Source organism: Massilia timonae, from assembly GCF_001866515.1.
Classification (GTDB): domain Bacteria; phylum Pseudomonadota; class Gammaproteobacteria; order Burkholderiales; family Burkholderiaceae_D; genus Telluria; species Telluria timonae.
On sequence record NZ_JRYB01000001.1, the window covers coordinates 5,788,514 to 5,805,151 of the forward strand.

16 protein-coding genes are annotated in these 16,638 nt (G+C 63.4%); 1 reads left to right on the forward strand and 15 read right to left on the reverse strand.

Annotated features, from left to right (window positions below; translation table 11 throughout):
• Positions 1-8 precede the first annotated feature (8 nt).
• The 5 genes from LO55_RS24745 to LO55_RS24765 are packed head-to-tail and all read right to left on the reverse strand — an operon-like array spanning position 9 to position 8,952.
• Entirely contained in the window at positions 9-401 is a 393-nt protein-coding gene (locus LO55_RS24745; protein ID WP_071363496.1) for a hypothetical protein, read from the reverse strand.
• Between the two features lie 10 nt (positions 402-411).
• Complete coding sequence (locus LO55_RS24750) at positions 412-1,455, reverse strand: hypothetical protein (protein ID WP_071363497.1); 1,044 nt, start codon at positions 1,453-1,455, stop codon at positions 412-414.
• Entirely contained in the window at positions 1,452-3,065 is a 1,614-nt protein-coding gene (locus LO55_RS26560) for a hypothetical protein (RefSeq protein WP_143054617.1), read from the reverse strand. Before LO55_RS26560 ends, LO55_RS24750 begins: the two co-directional genes overlap by 4 nt.
• Complete coding sequence (locus LO55_RS24760; protein ID WP_071363499.1) at positions 3,062-8,536, reverse strand: tape measure protein; 5,475 nt, start codon at positions 8,534-8,536, stop codon at positions 3,062-3,064. The genes LO55_RS26560 and LO55_RS24760 overlap by 4 nt, the downstream gene beginning before the upstream one ends.
• Before the next feature lie 56 nt (positions 8,537-8,592).
• Positions 8,593-8,952 carry a hypothetical protein gene (locus tag LO55_RS24765; protein ID WP_071363500.1) on the reverse strand — a complete coding sequence of 120 codons (360 nt, stop codon included), beginning with the start codon at positions 8,950-8,952 and terminating at the stop codon, positions 8,593-8,595.
• Between the two features lie 85 nt (positions 8,953-9,037).
• Between LO55_RS24765 and LO55_RS24770 the strand changes: the two genes are divergently transcribed.
• A complete protein-coding gene (locus tag LO55_RS24770; protein ID WP_071363501.1) occupies positions 9,038-9,730 on the forward strand; it encodes a hypothetical protein in 693 nt (230 codons plus the stop codon).
• 15 nt (positions 9,731-9,745) lie between these two features.
• Here LO55_RS24770 and LO55_RS24775 read toward each other — a convergent pair whose 3' ends face one another.
• The 10 genes from LO55_RS24775 to LO55_RS24815 all read right to left on the reverse strand — a co-directional run bounded on the left by LO55_RS24775 (position 9,746) and on the right by LO55_RS24815 (position 16,637).
• Entirely contained in the window at positions 9,746-10,006 is a 261-nt protein-coding gene (locus LO55_RS24775) for a DUF1799 domain-containing protein (RefSeq protein WP_071363502.1), read from the reverse strand.
• Between the two features lie 53 nt (positions 10,007-10,059).
• On the reverse strand, positions 10,060-10,377 hold the full coding sequence (locus LO55_RS24780) for a phage tail assembly chaperone (protein ID WP_071363503.1): 318 nt from the start codon (positions 10,375-10,377) through the stop codon (positions 10,060-10,062).
• Positions 10,378-10,475: 98 nt separating this feature from the next.
• The gene (locus tag LO55_RS24785; RefSeq protein WP_071363504.1) at positions 10,476-11,108 is read right to left on the reverse strand and encodes a phage tail tube protein; all 633 of its coding nucleotides are present in this window, start codon (positions 11,106-11,108) and stop codon (positions 10,476-10,478) included.
• A 93-nt stretch (positions 11,109-11,201) separates the two neighbouring features.
• Positions 11,202-11,555: a DUF3168 domain-containing protein gene (locus LO55_RS24790; protein ID WP_071363505.1), complete on the reverse strand. Its 354-nt coding sequence runs from the start codon at positions 11,553-11,555 to the stop codon at positions 11,202-11,204.
• Positions 11,552-12,064 carry an HK97 gp10 family phage protein gene (locus LO55_RS24795; protein ID WP_071363506.1) on the reverse strand — a complete coding sequence of 171 codons (513 nt, stop codon included), beginning with the start codon at positions 12,062-12,064 and terminating at the stop codon, positions 11,552-11,554. The genes LO55_RS24790 and LO55_RS24795 overlap by 4 nt, the downstream gene beginning before the upstream one ends.
• Positions 12,061-12,363 carry a phage head closure protein gene (locus LO55_RS24800; RefSeq protein WP_071363507.1) on the reverse strand — a complete coding sequence of 101 codons (303 nt, stop codon included), beginning with the start codon at positions 12,361-12,363 and terminating at the stop codon, positions 12,061-12,063. Before LO55_RS24800 ends, LO55_RS24795 begins: the two co-directional genes overlap by 4 nt.
• A complete protein-coding gene (locus LO55_RS24805; RefSeq protein ID WP_071363508.1) occupies positions 12,363-12,920 on the reverse strand; it encodes a head-tail connector protein in 558 nt (185 codons plus the stop codon). Before LO55_RS24805 ends, LO55_RS24800 begins: the two co-directional genes overlap by 1 nt.
• Positions 12,917-13,066, reverse strand: coding sequence for a hypothetical protein (locus tag LO55_RS26800; protein WP_177185571.1), 150 nt, complete (start codon positions 13,064-13,066; stop codon positions 12,917-12,919). Before LO55_RS26800 ends, LO55_RS24805 begins: the two co-directional genes overlap by 4 nt.
• Complete coding sequence (locus LO55_RS24810; protein WP_071363509.1) at positions 13,066-16,341, reverse strand: sialate O-acetylesterase; 3,276 nt, start codon at positions 16,339-16,341, stop codon at positions 13,066-13,068. Before LO55_RS24810 ends, LO55_RS26800 begins: the two co-directional genes overlap by 1 nt.
• A gap of 8 nt (positions 16,342-16,349) precedes the next feature.
• Positions 16,350-16,637, reverse strand: a complete 288-nt coding sequence (locus LO55_RS24815) for a hypothetical protein (protein ID WP_071363510.1) — start codon at positions 16,635-16,637, stop codon at positions 16,350-16,352.
• Position 16,638: the final 1 nt, after the last annotated feature.

Below are 16,638 nucleotides of genomic sequence, written 5' to 3' on the forward strand. Positions count from 1 at the left end.
GGTGGAGGTCAGCCGTAGTAGCGCTCGTGCGCCTGGATCTCGTCGTCCAGGATCGCCAGCGCGCGGCCTGGGGCGTCGAGCAGGCCCATGGTCTCGAATGCCTGGACGTCCTCGCGCGTGTCGGCGCGGTCGACGTCCACATACGTGGCGGCGGCCAGATCGGCCTGGCCGACGCGGACGACTGCGGCGCGCTCGCGCTGCGCGAGGTCTGCCGCTGGATTATCGATTGCGGCCAGCTCGACGCGGACCTTCTCCGACTTGGTGAAACGGTTGCGGAAGGCTAGAACCGTCATGTGGCGCGGTGCCACCGGCGCGGGCTCTGCAGCGCGCTCCTCGATTTCCAGCGTCTCTTCGGGGGTGGCGGCGCGCAGGACGCCGTTGTCCAATATCTGATGGCTCATGAAGTTCCTTTTAAGGATTGTTCTTGACGCCGTACACACGCACCGTGCCGGCCGTGATGTTTCCGGACGAGAAATAAAGACTGAAGCCGGTTATGGGAGCCGTTCCGCGATACACCCCTTCTTTCGTAACTGAAAGAGGGGTGCTCGTTTGCGTATAGGCCCCTCGTACGCCAATAGTTGTCAGGCCAGAGCTATTGGTGTTGCGCACCTCTACTGTCATGGTCGCAACAAGAGCAGACAGCTCATAGAATTCCAGCGTGTTTGCGGCATTGCCGCCGCCACTATTGGCGCTCATGGGGTTGTACAGGCTGGATGAGTCAATCGCGCCCCCCACCGCCAGACGCATGCGCAGAATGGCCGCTGCAGCTGGGGTAAGACCCTGGATCTCGATGATGTATTTATCGTAGACCGAGGTGAACAGGCTCAGGAAGTTGATCTGCGCCACCGCCGCGCCTACCGTCACGGATGACAGTAGCTGCAGCGCACCAACGGCGTCCTCGCCCTTGTCACCGTTGCGCTCGATAAACACCAGCAGCGCATCGCCGTTGGCAAACGGATTCCCACCGCTACCGCTGCGATATACAACGGGCAGCCCGCGGAATCCTGAACCAGGCACCGCCCCAGTCACGTCGTACAGCACCCAGCGAGATGGATCGGTCTGCTTTACGATGCGGATCGACCCTTTGACTGCGCTGGTCACGGCGGCAAGAACGGCATAGATGCTATCGACGTTCACGCCGCCAACGATCTGGTGGTCGATATAGATCACCCCTGCAGCGCTTTGATTCGTTACATTGAAGCGCAACTTTCCAACACCAGGGTCTGCATTTGCGGTCGAACTGTCGAAAATGTACGGGAACGAGTAGGCGCCGCCGGCGGCCGTGGCGCTCATCGTTGCGAACAGCTCTTCCATGTCGTCGGCGAGCGCGTTCTCCTGCTCGCCACGCAACACGAACCCATCAATCAGGCCCGCCATGTTCGTGTCGAACGTCTCCTGGTCCTGCAGCTGGTTTGGATTCTGGCTCGGGTCCATCAGGGCCGTGATCTTCCTCATTGGGACAATACTCCTTCAATTTGCAATGCCATTTTCGAGCGCGGGTATGAGTCGATCACCTTGCGGAAGCTGCTGACCTTCCCGACCAGCATTGCGTCGCCGCGCTGCGTCGAGCCGAAGATGACCAGGGTTTTCTGCCGGCGCTTGGTGAAGTAATCCTCGAGACTTTCGGCCCGGTCGCGCTCGACCGAGACGTCGACGCTCATGCGCTTCGAGAAGCCGCGCGGTATCGTCTCGCTCGAGCCGTCCGCGAAGAACGTCGTAGTCGAGTAGTCCTTGAGTTCCGTCGACAGGCCCATCAGCGTCGAGCCGCCGTCCTCGACCGGGCCGAGCAAGGCCATGCCGCATTTCGGTACGCCGCCCGGCCTCAGGATCGTGATGGTGACCAGCGCGTTAGCGAAGACCGGCAGCTTGAGCGTCCGAAACCAGGTGCGCATGCGCAGGCGGTTGAAGCACCAGCCGTAGAAGCTGCTGCCTGAGCGCGGCAGCACCAGGCTGCGCGTCTCGCTATACACGACACCGCGGGTCGGATGCGTCATCGAAATGCGCACCTCGCTCGCGTCCAGGGCGCCGGCGAAGAAACCTTGCGTGATCGCCCTGGCGGACACCACCGCGATGATCTCCTCCGGGTTGCTGGTCACCGTGCTGTTGCGGTCGTCGAACATCGCCCAGCGGTTGATCGCCGTGCGCTTGTTCCACCAGGCGGGGTCGCTGAGCGGCTTGCCCACATTCGCGGCCTGCATCGACCAGTAGACGATCTTCGTCGCCGGGTCGTACACTGCCGCGTCCTTCGCATACGTTGTGGCCGCGTCGTACGGCGGCTCGACCATCGGGACGTTCGAATAGATCAGGCCAGCGGTCGGGCCGATCACGTCAGCAGCGCGGGTGACGGCGCCGTTGCTGGTCTTGATGGGGAAACGCGGCAGTTTGTCGCGACACAGGTGGGGTAGCGCCACGCGCAAGGTGAAATCGTAAGCCTGCCCCGCATTGAAGTAGACAGCCAGCCCGAAATAAATCGACGACGTAGCCTGACCAACAGTGTCATATTCTGCAGAGTGGGCATCAAGCTTGCTTGAGATACTTGACAATGCGTAATATTGAATGCCTGTGCTACCTGCGGCGACATCACGCTCAGTTACAAACATTTGAATCGTGCTGGGGTCACCGGCTACGGCTTTCAAAAGCACCGAGCCAACCCACTTCTGACCCGCCTTCGCTGGCACGGGGCCGGACTGTTCAAATCGGAGAAAAAGAGTGGCTGCGGATGTCGCCGTCCCTGAATACCTTAGGTCTAAAAATTCAATTCCGTTCTCGACGCCAGCGCCGACTGGGTCACATGCGATCCCTAAAGATGTTCTATCACTAGGCCCCCACAAATTGGGCATGACGCCTGGACCTGCCCCCTGCATCGTGTTGTTGCGGATGTAATTAGTCTCCGGCTCAAGGTCGACCACGGCAAATGGCGCCGCGCTCAGGTCTGACGGGTCATAGCTGACGGCCAGGGTATTGACCGGCACCTCTACCAGCGTGCCGGTTCGGTCGTACACCCACTTGGGGGACGGGCGCGTGCACGCCGCATCCCCCAGCGCTACTGGATCAACGATGATCACTGAGTGGCCTCCTCTTCAATTACTTTCACTGCAACAGGCTTCAGGCCGTTGATCGCATCGTCCAGGTGGCTGGCCGTGTCCATCGCATGCTTGGCGATCGAATAGTTCTCGTCGCTGTTGGTCCGGCGCAGCAGAGCGACTTCCTCACGCAGCGCGCGGATTTCGGCGACCAGCACTTCGTTGCCCTGCTCTGGGCTGGCCAGGCGGCGCATCATGTTCGCCGTATCGCTGGTGTTGAAGATGCGGGCCGGGCCCGTTGCCTCCAGCTCTGGCCCGTTCTCGCCAACGATCCGCCATCCACCCGAGTGGAGGCCGCCGCCCGCGAAGCCGGGAATGCGCTTCTTCTTGGCCTCGTCGCTGCTCTCGAACGTGTCTTTGATCGCACCCAGGCTGATCCCGCCCTGGAGCCGGTCGATCCAGTAGCTCAGTCCGGCCGCGTCAGCCGGGCGGCCGAACACGTCCTTGTAGAGCGCCTGAATCTGGGCCTCGGGCGAGTTCTTGATCGAATCGACGATCGCGCCGGTTGAGATTCCGCCGGCGGCCCGGTCCTTCCAGTAGTCGAGGCCGGCCTGGTCCGGCGCCCGGCCCAGCGCCGACTTGTAGGCGTCGCTGATTGCCGAGGTGGCCGAGTTGACCGGGTTCGCGCTGGCGGCCTGCATTGCGCCGTGCAGCGCCTGGATGGCCTGCTCGATCGACAGTCCGGTGATGCTCAGGCCCTTCAAGACGTCGATCTGCTCCTGCTCGCGCTCGAGCATCAGGTCGTACTGCTTGACCTGGTCCTCCAGCTGCTTCAGGCTGCGCTCCTCCACTGACAGTGCGTTGTCCGTCAGGCCGGCCAGATCCTCGATGCCGATCCGGGTGGCGTAGAAGTCGCGCAGGTAGTCCTCTTGCGTGGCGAACAGCGCGGACGAATCCTTGCTGACCACCGACAGCGCGCTGCGCAGGTCCTCGGCGCTCGGCAGCTTGCCCGAGGCCTTGGCGATCGCCAGCGCCGCTTCGATCTGCGCCTGGGCGGCCCGGCGATCCTCAGCCTCGCGGCCGGAAACCGTCATGCCGTCCAGGGTGGACCGCAGCGACTGCGACAGCGCTTCGATCTTCTGGATCGAGGCGGTGCGCACGGAGATTTCCTCCTGCAGCGCCTTTTTCTGGCGGTCGACCACGCGCTGCAGCACCGAGAAGGCGCTGTCGACGCCCGAGACCAGGCTGGCCGCCTGCTCGAGCGCCGCCTGGCGCGCGGCATCCGCCGCCCGCTTCGCAGCTTCCTCGGCTTCCTTCGCCGCCTCGGCAGCCTGGCGCGCGGTTTCCGCCGCCGCGTCGCCCACTGATTTCAGGTAGTCGGACACGGTCTTGAACTGCGGGCCCAGGGCCAGCAGGCCGGCGTACTGCTTCGCGCCCTGCTCCGTGGCCAGCGCGCCGGACGACACCAGCTGCTGCACCGCTTCCTTGTACTGGTCGGCGGTGGTCAGGCTAGCGTAGCCCAGGGCCGCCAGCCCTTCCTGCAACGGCTTCTGGATGATCGCCACCCGTTCGGCTTCGGTCAGGAAGTTGTCGTTGAAGAAGGTCGTCGCCGAGGCGAGCGCGTCGATGCCGCCGGCGAACGCCAGTAGCCGCTCGCGCGCCTCGATCGATGCAGCGCCGACAGCGCGGAATGCGACTTCCGAGCTGGTGCCCATCGCCACCAAGATCTGGTCGACGGCACTGAAATTGACCGCCAGGCGCTGGAGCGTGGCCGAGGCCTGCTCGCCCTGCGCCTGGAACTTGCCGATCTCCGGCAGCAGCTCGGCCGCCACCGTGTTGGCCACGCCGGCGAAGAACTCAGCGATCGCCGCCTGATTGGCGGCCTCATCCTTGCCGAGCGCAACCTTGATGGCCTGCGAGCGGGTCGCGATGCTGTCGGCGTTAATGCCCAGCACGCGCGCGAAGTCGGCCGACGATGCCTTGATCGCGCCATAAGCCGACGTCAGGCCGGCTGCAAGCTCTGCGCCGACTGGGTTGCTATCAATGCCACTCTTGTCACTGCGGAACCAGCCCCCCTTTTGCTTCCAAGAGCTGTCGATCGACCCTGCGAATCCGGCAGCGCCAAGCGAGCCGTTCAAAGTCGTGTCGAGGATCTCCTTTTCCTTCATCCCAAAGGCTCGGTTGACCAGGCCACCAACCGCGCCAGCAATCGCTCCGCCGATCGGGCCGGCGAAGTAACTTGCCACTGCGGTGCCAATCTTCTGGGCGGTCATAAAACCGCTGCCAGTTTCGTACCCGGCCGAGATACCGGCATTGATCGAAGATCCGATCATGTAGCCGGAGACGGTGCCCCCAGCGCGTCCGGCCCATTGTGCTGCCTGGCCCGGCGCGCCAGATCCCGATGACAGGCCGATCTTGTCGAACCCCCTCTGCACGCCCTCAGCTACCGACTTTTCAAAGCCGCCACCAGACTTGAAGATGTTGTAGAAGTTCGACAGGCTTTGACCTGCGGTCGGGCTGCCGCTGATTTGCGATGCACCTGAAGCTTGACCGCCACCCGAGAGCATGCTGGCCACGTCGCCGCTGATCGGCGCCAATGCTGCCTGGATCACCGGGCGCAGCACCAGCGTGTTGAACATGTTCTTGAGCGTGTCGACTAAATTCTGGCCGAAATCCTTCCCGCTCTCGAATCCGCGCAGCAGCGCATCGGTGAGCGACTGCTCGATTGAGTCGGCCGCGCGCTTCCATTCGTCCGCTGCCTTCTTCGCGGCGTCGACCTGCTCCATCGCCGAAACGGCCGCAGCGTTGCGCTTCTTCGCCTCGATCAGCTTCTCGATGTTCTCGATCTCGGTCAGGGTCAGGCCCAGGGTCGAGCGCTGCGCCAACTGTTCTTCGAGGCGCGCGATCTCGAGCTGCTCGATCGCGGATTTGGTCATGCCGTACGTCCGCGCCAATTCTTCGTTGCGCGTCGCCTCCGTCTCGGCGTCCTGCAGGCGCTTATCCAGCACGGCAGTGTATGCCGCCTGCGACTTGGCGTAGCCTTCCTGGAAGTCGCTCAGGTCCTTTGCGGCCTGCAGCGCGCGCGGCTGCTGGGCGTTGTATTTCTCCAGCGTCTCGGTGTACTCGGCCAGCGTCTGCTTGCCCGCCTTATAGCCGGCGGCCAGCTTCGCCAGATTCTCTTCGTAGTCCGAATCGACGCCCAGACTCTTGCCGTTGATCCGGTTGAGCAGGTCGGCATACTCCTTAGCCGCCTTCGCCTGGTCGGTGATCGCCTTGGTAGCGGCCGGGTCGACGTACTTGGCGCGCACCAGCTTCTCCATTTCAGGAGGGATGGTACCGAACTGTTTTTTCAGCTCGGCCAGCTCCGCAGCGAGTCGCTGTGCTGGCGTACCGTTTTTCTCATACCACTGGTCAATGCGCTCATTGCGAGTACGCGCAGCCGCAATAGCGACCTCGCGCTGTTGGGTGGCGACCCGCTCGAGCACTGCCTCATATTCATTCGACAGAACGATCTCCTGCCTGCGCAGGTCGATGTTGAGGTGGTACTGCTTGTTGTCGCGGTTTGCCTGCTGATCGAGCCTGTTCTTTGCAAGGGCTTCGCGCGCTCGCTCGAGCCCATCCTGGTCCACCTGGCTGATACTGCCAAGCGCCTTGATGCGCGGCTCCTCTGCGGCAAGCGCATTGCGCTCACGCAGCTTCGCGATTTGTTCGTCCAGCCGCTTGATCATGTCGGCGGTTGACTCTTCGGTCGACTGTGCAACCTTGTCGTTTGCGTCCTTGGCCGAGATCGACCATGCGCCCCAGATCGTCGCGGCGATGCCGAGAAGGCCAATAATTGCCCCGACGGGGCCGCCCGCCAATGCCATCACGCCGCTGAACGCACGGCCAGCCAAAGATGCCGCACTGGCCGCGCCGGCTTGGGCCGTCAGCGCCGCAGCATGTGCGGCAGCGGCTGTCGTGGCCTTCGCCTGCGCAGGAATGAGTGCATTGGTCGTGATCGCAAGCGCCACGTTGCCCTCGGCAGCCAAAACCGCGGCGCGCAGCTCCGCCACCCGCGCGGCTGCCAGCGCCGCTGCACTGCCAGTGGCCGCCACATCCGACCGAGCGGCAGCCAGATTCGATGCCAGGCGCGCATTGTTTGCCACGACACTGGCATAAGCCGCCGCGGTGGCCGACGAAAGCGCCGACCCGAGCTTCACTGCGGCGACGGTCGCCATTGCGCCGCCGACGAGAACAAGGTTATCGGTCAGGAGCTTGAGCCCGCCGGAGAGCGCCGCGACCACACCGCTCGACTGGGAGGTAGCGCCGACGAGAAGCATGATCTTGTCCTTGAGGACAGTCACAGCACCACCAACGGTCTCCACTGACCTCGCTTCGTCCTGTAGCTTTTGCAGGGCGCGCGGAAGCGCGTTCGCCAGAACCTCGGTCGTCAGCATGCCCTGCTCGGCCATTGCGCGGAGCGCGCCGACTGGCACACCAATGCCGTCCGCGAGCGCCTCCATCAAACGCGGCGCCGCGTCGTTCACTGAGTTGAATTCCTCGCCGCGCAGCACGCCCGACGCGAACGCCTGCGACAGCTGAAGGATTGCCGAGGACGCGCTTTGCGAGTTGGCGCCCGACACTTTCAGGGCCAGGCTGACCACTTCGGTGATATTCGCAACCTGCTGCTGCGCAATGCCGAGATCGCGCGTGCTTTTCGTGATGCTCGCGTAGAGCGAGGCCGTGCTTGCCAGGTCAGATTGAGCGGAGGTTGCGATACTTTGGACCGATGCCTGCGCCCGCGCAAATTCAGTCTGTCCCGTCGTCGCTAGCCGGAGCTGCGCGACGTAGCTGCTGTACGCGTCAGAAAGCTGGACGACGCTCGCAATGCCCGCGCTTGCCCCAGCTGCCGCTAGAGCGGCGGCGAAGCCGCTGATCGAGTTACCAGCATTCCCGGCCGCCTCTTCGGCTGCCTGCAGTTGCTCAATCAGCGGGCGCGCATCATCCGCGACACCCAACTGCTCGGCGCGCAGGGCGGCAAGCTGCGAAGCCGTCTTGCCGATGCCCTCCGCCTGAGCGCGCAAGCCCGCCAGGAAATTATTGCCGGCGTCGAGCTGCCGCTGGGCGGCGGCAGCTTGCTGGGTCTTGCGGGTCACGGCGTCCAGCTGGTCGAGGTATGGGCGCAGCGCGGTGATGTTCAGCCCACGCGTGTTGGCCAGCGCCTCGTAATAGGCTGCGCTGCCCTTCGCGCCGGCACTCATCGTCGCGGTCGCACGCTGGATGGACTCGGCCATGCTCTTCGTCGCGCGGTCGACCTGGCCGGCGGCTGCGCCGGCACCTTCGCCGACGTTGCGCAGCCCTGGCGCGGAGCCGAGGGTTTCGAGCGACTTCCCGGTCTTCTGGGCGGTGGCGCCGAGGTTTTCGAGGTTCTTTCCGGTACGTGCGGCCGAAGCGTCGATGCGGCGGTTGCCTTCCTCCACGCCGGTGGCGTCGGTAGAGACCTTGATGATTGCTTCGTTGACGATATTGCTCATGCGCCGCCCATAAAAAAAGCCGCCCGAAGGCGGCTATTTGCCGATTGTTGCTCGCCCTAGAAAACGAGCGCCTGCATTTTTGTGAAGGTTTTTGAATCAGTAGTGGCGAGCATCTTCTTCCCGTCATTGAACTGCGCGACGAATGTCACGTCTTTACCCTTTCCGCCCAAAAGTGCTCCGGCGAGCAATCCTACGGGCCCGAGGATCGCCGCTCCGGCGATGCCCCAGCCGATCGTGCCGCCAACACGGCGCACCTCCTCTTCCGTGGCTATCGACACAGATGTCAAGTAACCGGTCAGGACAATGTTCTTGCCGACCAAGCCGTCGCCGGGCTGCCAATTCAAAGTAATAACGTTAAAGCCGATGGAGTGACTGCCTTTCGGAAAGTCCCCAGCGTGCACCTCCAGTTTTGCCATGCTGCCTCCTGTGTAGAGCGGCAATGTTACACCAGTACAAAAGGATGCTATCGTTTACAAACAGGCAACGGATTTTGTTACCACCATGATTGACCATTTCACCATTCACGAAGTCTTCCATGACCAACTGGACGAATGCGAGGAAGGCGATGAGTTCACGCTGTGGACCAGGCCGGAAGCGCCCCTAATCTATGCGTACCGCGACGGGACCATTGGGGGCCATGGCAAAGTGGTCACAATTAGCAAGCTCGATAATCCGAAGCTGGTCGATATGATGGACGCGGGCTGGCAGGTCGATCTGACTCTTTTGCAGAAGGGGGAGCGACTCCGCTTCCAACTCACGGCGGAGCCGCCTGATCCGCCCGAGCTCGCGGCCGAGAAAGCCGCCGCTTATGAAGCCTCTCTGCGGGAGGAAGTGCGCGCGCTATTGACACGCCCGTATCGGCCCGTCAAACGCGAGCTGAGCGTTCAAGTACGATCACGTGAGGGCCGGCAATTTCGGATTGGCGAATCGATGTCATTGCCACTTCGCACACTGGATCAGCGCCTAGAGAAACAACCCTATGACGTACGGTTCGTGGGCGAGAGCGGCACGGTGGGCTGGGTGATCGGCAACACCGAACTTCGGCAGCGCATCCTTCGAGCGCAGTTTAGCGGCTATGAAATCAATGCCATTGTCACCTCCCTGTCGGGAGGGCCCGTCTATACCGGCGATCGTGAGAAGTACTGGGCGGAGGAGCAGTGCACGGCTACGGTCTTCTTCAACAAGAAGGTCTGACCTTGCCCCTTCCGATCAATCTTTTCTGCGCATCGCCTCGAGCGCTGCGTCTTCCATCACCTGCAGGTCTTCGTCCAGCTGGTTGTATTCCTCCGGCGTCAGCCCCATTCGATCCATCCGATGGAATGCGATCGCGAAGTCGAGCCCAAGTGGGCCGCCCATCGGCGCGATCCGCCACTGCCTGCGCAGGCTATGGAACAGGCAGTAGGCCCGGTAGTTCTCAGGCCAGATTTCGACGGGCTCCGCCGCCAAGTCCCCCAGGGTCAGGCCCGCCACTGCTAGATCGGCTTCGGAGGGCTCAGGCTCATAGAGGGCCGAGGCGACGGCCCTTAGTTTTTTGCGCGGGCGCCGGTGATCTCGGCGATGAACTTGTCCAGGACCGCGCGAGCCGCGCCGATGTATTTCTGGGTCAGCTTCTCGACTGCAGCCTTGCCGAAATCGTCGTCCAGATCCCAGCCGCGGCTGATGTCCATCAGCGCGTCGACGTCCTCGGCGCCTTCCAGGTTCTTGATAAATTCCTTGAACTGGTCGCGCGGCATCCACGCGAACACCCAATCAACCTCGGCGGTCTTGCCGCCCGGGACTGGAATCAAGACGGTTGCGGTGAAGGTGTTTTCGCCGGCCAGGGAGAGTTTTGCTTTTGCCATGATGATTTTCTTTCAGGAAAGGTAAAAAGACCCGCGAGCCGCTACCCCGAGGGCTTGGAAGGCCAGCGCCGACCATTCGGCGCCAGCTGGCAACAGGTTTAGTAGCGGACGACCTTGTTCTGCAGGGAGAACACGGCGCGCACGGCCATGACGCTGCCCTTGGCCAGGCTTGGCGACTCGTTGAACGAGCAGTAGCCGGCATACAGCAGCACGCCACCGCCCGGCAGGATGCCGCGCAGGCAGGTCAGCTTCACGCCGTCCGAGACCAGCTTCAGGGCAGCGTGGTGCTGCAGCGACTTGTCGTCGGCGATGGTCACGGTGACAGTGGTCGCCGTGAAGCCGTCGGGCAGCATGACCGGCATGTCGCTGTCCAGGAGCGGCACCTCGACAGTCTTGCCGTCGCCGCCCGAGACCTCGGCGCTGACCACGCCGGTGATCGGAACCCAGGTGGTGACCTTGCGCACGGTGCCGACGCCGGCGCCGGCTGGGAACAGGCTGGTGTCGGTGGTGTCCAGGCCTTCGAGGGTGAAGGTGGTGCCGGAGGCGAGCTTGATGCGGAACACGCGGCCGTTGGCCTTGCTCCAGCCGCCCGTGTACTCGACGAAGTCGCCAACGGCGAAGGTGTTGGTCGCGGAGGCCACGGCCTCGGTGGCATTGGTGATCGCGGTGATGCTGACAGCGGCAGCGAATGCGGTCGCCACGGCGAACGCGATGTTGTTGGGCAGTTGCATAGGTGCCTTTCAAGGATAAGCGCCCGGCGGCCGGGCAAAGAAAAAGCCGCTCCGGATTTCTCGGGAGCGGCTCGGTGTGAAACTAGGGGTGGATCAGCAGAATATCTGGAAGTCCTGCATCGTCCCGCAGAGGTCGGTTTCTTCGTCATAGGTAGCGACCCGACCGGTCAGCACCTCTGTTTGCAGCGCATCGCCAGCGGAGCGCAGGGCATCCTCGACCAGCATGCCGAGTTCGGACGCCTCGGGGCGGTGCGCGGCCCAGCAGTTGATCTGCATACGGTGCGGCTGCCTCGCCGGCTTCTCGCCAGTGAGAAGGTTGATCGGCGCGCCGCCCACCGCCTGGTAGGTGATGTACGGCCGCTCGGTGTTCAGCGGCGCCACGTCGGGGAAGACGCGCCCGCCGGCTAGGTGCTGCAGCACGGCGTCAATATGGTCTTCAGGGGTCATCGGGCATTCCTTGCAATCTGTTCGGCCAGGGTGCGCGTCATGACGTCGACGGCCTCCTGCTTCTTGCTTTCGTAGGCGGGGCGCATGAACGGGTACGCCGGCGCGCTGGCCGTGCCGTACTCGAGCTCGGCTGCTTGTCGATGCGCTTTCCAGCCGATCGTTCGGCCGGTCTTGCTGCGCTTCTTGTTCCGCGGGACGAACTTGTGACCGAACTCGACAAACCGCCAGTAAAAGGCTCCCGGGCTGCTCGCTGTGCCGTTCCTGACGGTGATCATGTAGACCTGGCGACGCCCGCCATCCGAGTCCTCCTCGAGCCGTTTGACGATGATGTTGTCGAACAGCATCCCGGTCTTCTTGTGCTTTAGCGAGTTCTGCTTCACCTGATCTCGGAAAACCTCGGCGCCGGCGAAACCAACTGTGCGCAGCGTGGACTCGCCCATCGCCTCGGTGATCGTGTTCTTTGTGGCGGTCATCGCAGCCCCGAACGCCGAGGCGTCGAAGCCGATCACGACACCTCCTCGCACGCCAGGAACATAAACTGGCTGTCCTTCGTATCTGGCAGCGCCGACTCAACGTCGTAGGCTTTTCCCTTAAACATGACGCGCCAGGAAGTGTCGATGTCGCGACGGGCGCGGATCCTGATCGAGCACTTGACGATCGAGACCGTCGCGCCAGCGCGTACCACCTCAATCCCGGACGGGAACAGCACATGTGCCCAGACCTCGGCGATCTTCGACCAAGCATCCGGCGCCCGGAGCTTGCCAGCGCCTGGCCCGGGCCGCTGCAAGGTGATTCGGTCGTTCATCATCAGTACACCACCTCCGGCCACAGCAGCCGCCTCACGTGCTTGTTTTCCGCTTTACCGCCGGACTGGAAATGCTCCGACAGGCGCGCGATGATGAAGCCGGAGATCGAATCCGGCACGGAGGTGTGATCCGGGCCGTAGCCGCATCGAATCTGCACCTCGACCGCGTTGATGCGGCTCGCCGTCGCTGGCCAGCCCTTGCCATCCGCCGGCACGATGTACCCTGGCTCGCTCTCGCCGTCGACCTGGTAGTCCTGCGGGTCGAGCGTGCGCTGCACGTTCTCGGTGTCGTAGAACTTCACGTGCACCACCTGCAACAGCGGCGGCCGGCGAAGCTCGATCGCGCCGTTGAAGCGATCCAGCGTCAGGCGCCAGGTCTGATCCATGATGGCGCGGTTGGTTTCGGCTTCTGCTTCTGTGGTGTACGTCCGGATCGCGCGCTGGATCTCGCCGTCCAGCGGCGAGACGCCGTTCTCGTCGGGATCCGCGCGCGCGGCGGTTTGCGCCTCGACCATCGAGACCGCCAGCCCGGTGGGTGGCGTGATCAGTTTCCAGCTCATCGGATGGTTTCCTGTATTGCTGGCGGCCGGCTGGAACCGACTGGCACGCCAGATGCTTGCGGCGCCCGCGCGTACTCGACCGGCTGCTGCTGTTGCTTCTGCAGCACCTCATTCGGCACGCGCGGCAATTTCGATGCGTCGATCATCAGTTGTCCACCCTGTTGAAGTGAATAGTCCGGAAGAACTTCTCGCCGTTCGCGCAGAGGAACGGCAGCGTGCAGTGGTTGACCGGGTCCGCTGAGACGTCCAGGCCGCCCAGCTTCACCAAGATCAGCGTGCCCTGGGCGACCGGCTGCTCGAGCACCGTGACGCCGGCCGGAATTGCTGGCAGCGCCGAAGCGATCTGCGTGCCGCTGTCCGCCAGGATATTCCCGACGTCCGCCACGAAGTACCGTTTGTCGTCGGGGTCCTTCTGCACCGTCCATGTGCCCTGGAGCTTGGCGAACTGGATCGTGCGGTCGATCTGCTCGCCGTTCGCGAGCGTGATGCGCAAGGTGCAGAAGTTGGCCGGGTCCGACAGCTCGTCCAGGCCGCCGATCTTCACCGCGATCAACGCCCCCTGCACGGCCGGCTGCTCGAGCACGGTTATCCCGCCGGCGACCGCGACGACAGCCGCCGCCGCCGTCTGGCTCTCGGCCAGATCAAACGAGATGTCAGCAACGCAGTAGATTTCGTCCAGCGGGTGTTTATCGATCGTCCACTGATTACCCTTTTGGTACGGCCCACCTGGGTAGGTCACCACCGGGCCGCCAAACACAACCACCCGCGTCCCACCTGGGAACACAACCCGTCGCGACGCCGCGACCTTCGACGCGTCGAAACCGTCTTGGTTTGGCGGCGCTTCGACCTCGGTGGTGAAGCTGCGCGCTAGCGGCGCCGACCGGTTCCCTGCTGCGTCGTAAGCGCGCACGCGCACAGCGTAGCCGGTGCCCGCCGCCAATCCTGACAACGAGGCGGTGCGCGCGGTGCCGGCATTCGTATAGCTGGCGCCGCCGTTGATGCTGTATTCGTAGCCGGCAACCGCCATATCGTCGGTGCCCGCCGGCCAGGACAACATCGCTCCGGTGGCGGTGATCCCTGCAACCGCGATCGATCCCGCCATGACCGGGGCCGTGGTGTCTTCGGCCGGCGCGCCCACAGCTACAGCGCGGCCAATGTCCACGTCCATCGGCAGCGCGACCGCGCCGTTGTCGAATGTGAACGCGGAGACATCGGGATTGGCCCCGCTCATATATGACAAGCGTGGATTGCTGCCGATGGTGCGGTCTACGGCCACCTCGATTGCCGTCGCGTTCAATCGGGCGACAGACAGGATGGTCAGTGCTCCGGCGTCATCAGCGGCCACGAAGCCGCTGTTGCCGCTGGTCGGGGCAAAATCAGTGCCGTTGCGGTGCTGCAGCGCGACGCGGAACTTGTCGCCCGAGGCGGTGATCGACATGATCGCCGGCCCGCGGCGATAGGCCGCATCGCCGGCCAGGACCGGGTTGAAGATACCGACGACACGGTCGCCACTTTCTGTATAGCTGGCCAGGTGGATGCCATCACCACTGAGCGCCATATCGACGGTCGGAAAGTGATAGACATTCGGGTCCTCGCCGACGTCCAGCTCAGCCTGGCGTACATAGTTGGCCTGCGTGTCGTTCGTATCAAGCCGACGGTTGAAGCCGCTGATCAGCACCTTGAGGTCAGGCTGGCCAGTCAACGCACGCACGTCCGCGATGAACTTGCGCAGCATCGCAGCATGCGCGGCCCGGCTGACGACGATGTTGTTCGCCGCATCGTTCGAGCCCATGGAAATCATGAGCGCGCCGATCTTGCCGCCCTGCTCAATGATTGCCGACCGCAGCTTGCCGAAATAGGTGCTGTTGGCGTCGGTCCAGCTTTTCAGCAGCGTGCCGGATTCGCCGGTGCCGAGCATGCCGACCGGGACGCCCAGGCGGGTGGCCAGATCGTTGGCAATCTTTCGTGCGATCCCGTTCGAGACGGAGGGAAACGCCTTCCAGGTCCAGCCATCCGTCGTCCGGTAGGTGCTGATATACGTGTTTGCCGTATAACTGCCGCTGGTCCACCATCCATGGATGGTGCTCGAGCCGGCGCCGACGATGATCTCGCCCACGCCCCACGAGTTGCTATCGATTGGTGACGTGTAAATGACGGCGCCGTTCGCATCCTTGAAGCGAACTTGCGCGCGGTAGCCGCCACCCTGATTGGCCTTGAGCATGCCCTCCCAGGCGTCGGCCGCAATCGTCGTGGCAGTCAGCTGCGTCCACGGCTGCAACACGGTCGCGCCGTCCGCCGAGGCGATCAGCTGCGCCTCGATCGTCGCTGGCAAAGCACTGTACGTGCCGGACAACTTAACGTCGGCCGAGTTGCCGATACGCTGAAAAATTCGACGCGCCTTCATGGCCGCCAAGCTGTCGACGCCCTGCTGGGACTCCTCGCCTGCGACGACTACGACGCCAGCACTGGTCGACGTGGCAGAGCCGCTGCTACTGGTGGCAGTCTCACGGATCGCCAGAACTTTTCCGGTATCACCTGCAACAGGGGTATACGTGGCCGCAGTTGCGCCGCTGATGGCAACCCCATCCAGCAACCAGTTCCTCGTTACCGCCGGCGTTGGTGATCCGGTCACGGTGCCGGGGGTGTAACTTACTGGCACGCCGACAGCGGGCTCGCCCACAAGAACCGGCGGCGCCGTGAATGCCGGCGCCGCAGGCGCAACAGGGACGTATCCCCAGCCGGGCGCGGCGCCGTCGACGAGCGTGCCGGTGACGGTCGTGACGTTGGCCTCGGTGCCGAGGTCTTCGGTATCCGTGGCGTTGTCCAGCCTGCGATAGATCACCGGCGTGCGGCCCAGATCCTGCAGCGTTTCGCCGTAGGCCAGGCGCGCCAATTCCATCATCGACAGCGTGCCGTGAACCAGGCCCAGCCGGGCGATGGTTTGCTCAAGCCCTCGCAGTCCGTCGGCCCGCTGACCTACGACGAATGTGCGTTTGGTCAGGCCGCTCACGGTTCCCGCGTGCGATATCAGGTCATTGGCGCTTTTAACGGACGATGCGTCGATGGGTGCGGTTGCCAACACAGGACACCAGTGCAACGAAATCGAAGCGCCGATGCGTTGCATCAGCACGACACCTTTCCAGCCGGGCGGAAAAGCGTTGTGCGGCGTTTTATACGGGGTGGTCCCGGCGTTCAGGCCGAAGCCAATACTTTCCGGATATGGCGAGCCGGGCCCATAGTAGGCGAGATTGAGCGATCCGGAAACTAACTCGCCCGTCGACAAAATCATTTGCGGTTCGGTGAGCGTGTTCCCTGACGAGATTTCGATGTAGAACGCCAGTGTCCATTCAGTGATGGATCCGAACGAGTCGACCGGTCGGACAAGCCTGAGCTGTTGCGTTCGATTGAACTTGACCGTCATATCCCAGCCTACGTGCAGTTATTCGAAAGCTGATGACTTTTGCCCAGCTCGAGGATTTTCATTTGCCCGCGGCGCTCGTACTGCACCGTGGTCACTCCGCGCTCGCGGAGCATGGCCAGGGCCGCCCGGTGGGTGGCGCGGTCGATCTTGCCGACGGCGCCGTGCAGGTAGACGACCGTGTCCGAGAGGTGGCTGACCGTCATGATCCCCAGGTACGCCCGGCGCGCCTCGTAGCCGCCAGGTGCGTCGTACACGCGGATGGTCGAGACTTCGGGGGTCATATGCAGGTGGGTCATG

Bases quoted from the DNA above. Each gene is read 5' to 3' on its own strand.
- LO55_RS24745 (WP_071363496.1), bottom strand. From the start codon at position 401: ATGAGCCATCAGATATTGGACAACGGCGTCCTGCGCGCCGCCACCCCC.
- LO55_RS24750 (WP_071363497.1), bottom strand. From the start codon at position 1,455: ATGAGGAAGATCACGGCCCTGATGGACCCGAGCCAGAATCCAAACCAG.
- LO55_RS24760 (WP_071363499.1), bottom strand. From the start codon at position 8,536: ATGAGCAATATCGTCAACGAAGCAATCATCAAGGTCTCTACCGACGCC.
- LO55_RS24765 (WP_071363500.1), bottom strand. From the start codon at position 8,952: ATGGCAAAACTGGAGGTGCACGCTGGGGACTTTCCGAAAGGCAGTCAC.
- LO55_RS24770 (WP_071363501.1), top strand. From the start codon at position 9,038: ATGATTGACCATTTCACCATTCACGAAGTCTTCCATGACCAACTGGAC.
- LO55_RS24780 (WP_071363503.1), bottom strand. From the start codon at position 10,377: ATGGCAAAAGCAAAACTCTCCCTGGCCGGCGAAAACACCTTCACCGCA.
- LO55_RS24785 (WP_071363504.1), bottom strand. From the start codon at position 11,108: ATGCAACTGCCCAACAACATCGCGTTCGCCGTGGCGACCGCATTCGCT.
- LO55_RS24790 (WP_071363505.1), bottom strand. From the start codon at position 11,555: ATGACCCCTGAAGACCATATTGACGCCGTGCTGCAGCACCTAGCCGGC.
- LO55_RS24800 (WP_071363507.1), bottom strand. From the start codon at position 12,363: ATGATGAACGACCGAATCACCTTGCAGCGGCCCGGGCCAGGCGCTGGC.
- LO55_RS24805 (WP_071363508.1), bottom strand. From the start codon at position 12,920: ATGAGCTGGAAACTGATCACGCCACCCACCGGGCTGGCGGTCTCGATG.
- LO55_RS26800 (WP_177185571.1), bottom strand. From the start codon at position 13,066: ATGATCGACGCATCGAAATTGCCGCGCGTGCCGAATGAGGTGCTGCAG.
- LO55_RS24810 (WP_071363509.1), bottom strand. From the start codon at position 16,341: ATGACGGTCAAGTTCAATCGAACGCAACAGCTCAGGCTTGTCCGACCG.
- LO55_RS24815 (WP_071363510.1), bottom strand. From the start codon at position 16,637: ATGACCCACCTGCATATGACCCCCGAAGTCTCGACCATCCGCGTGTAC.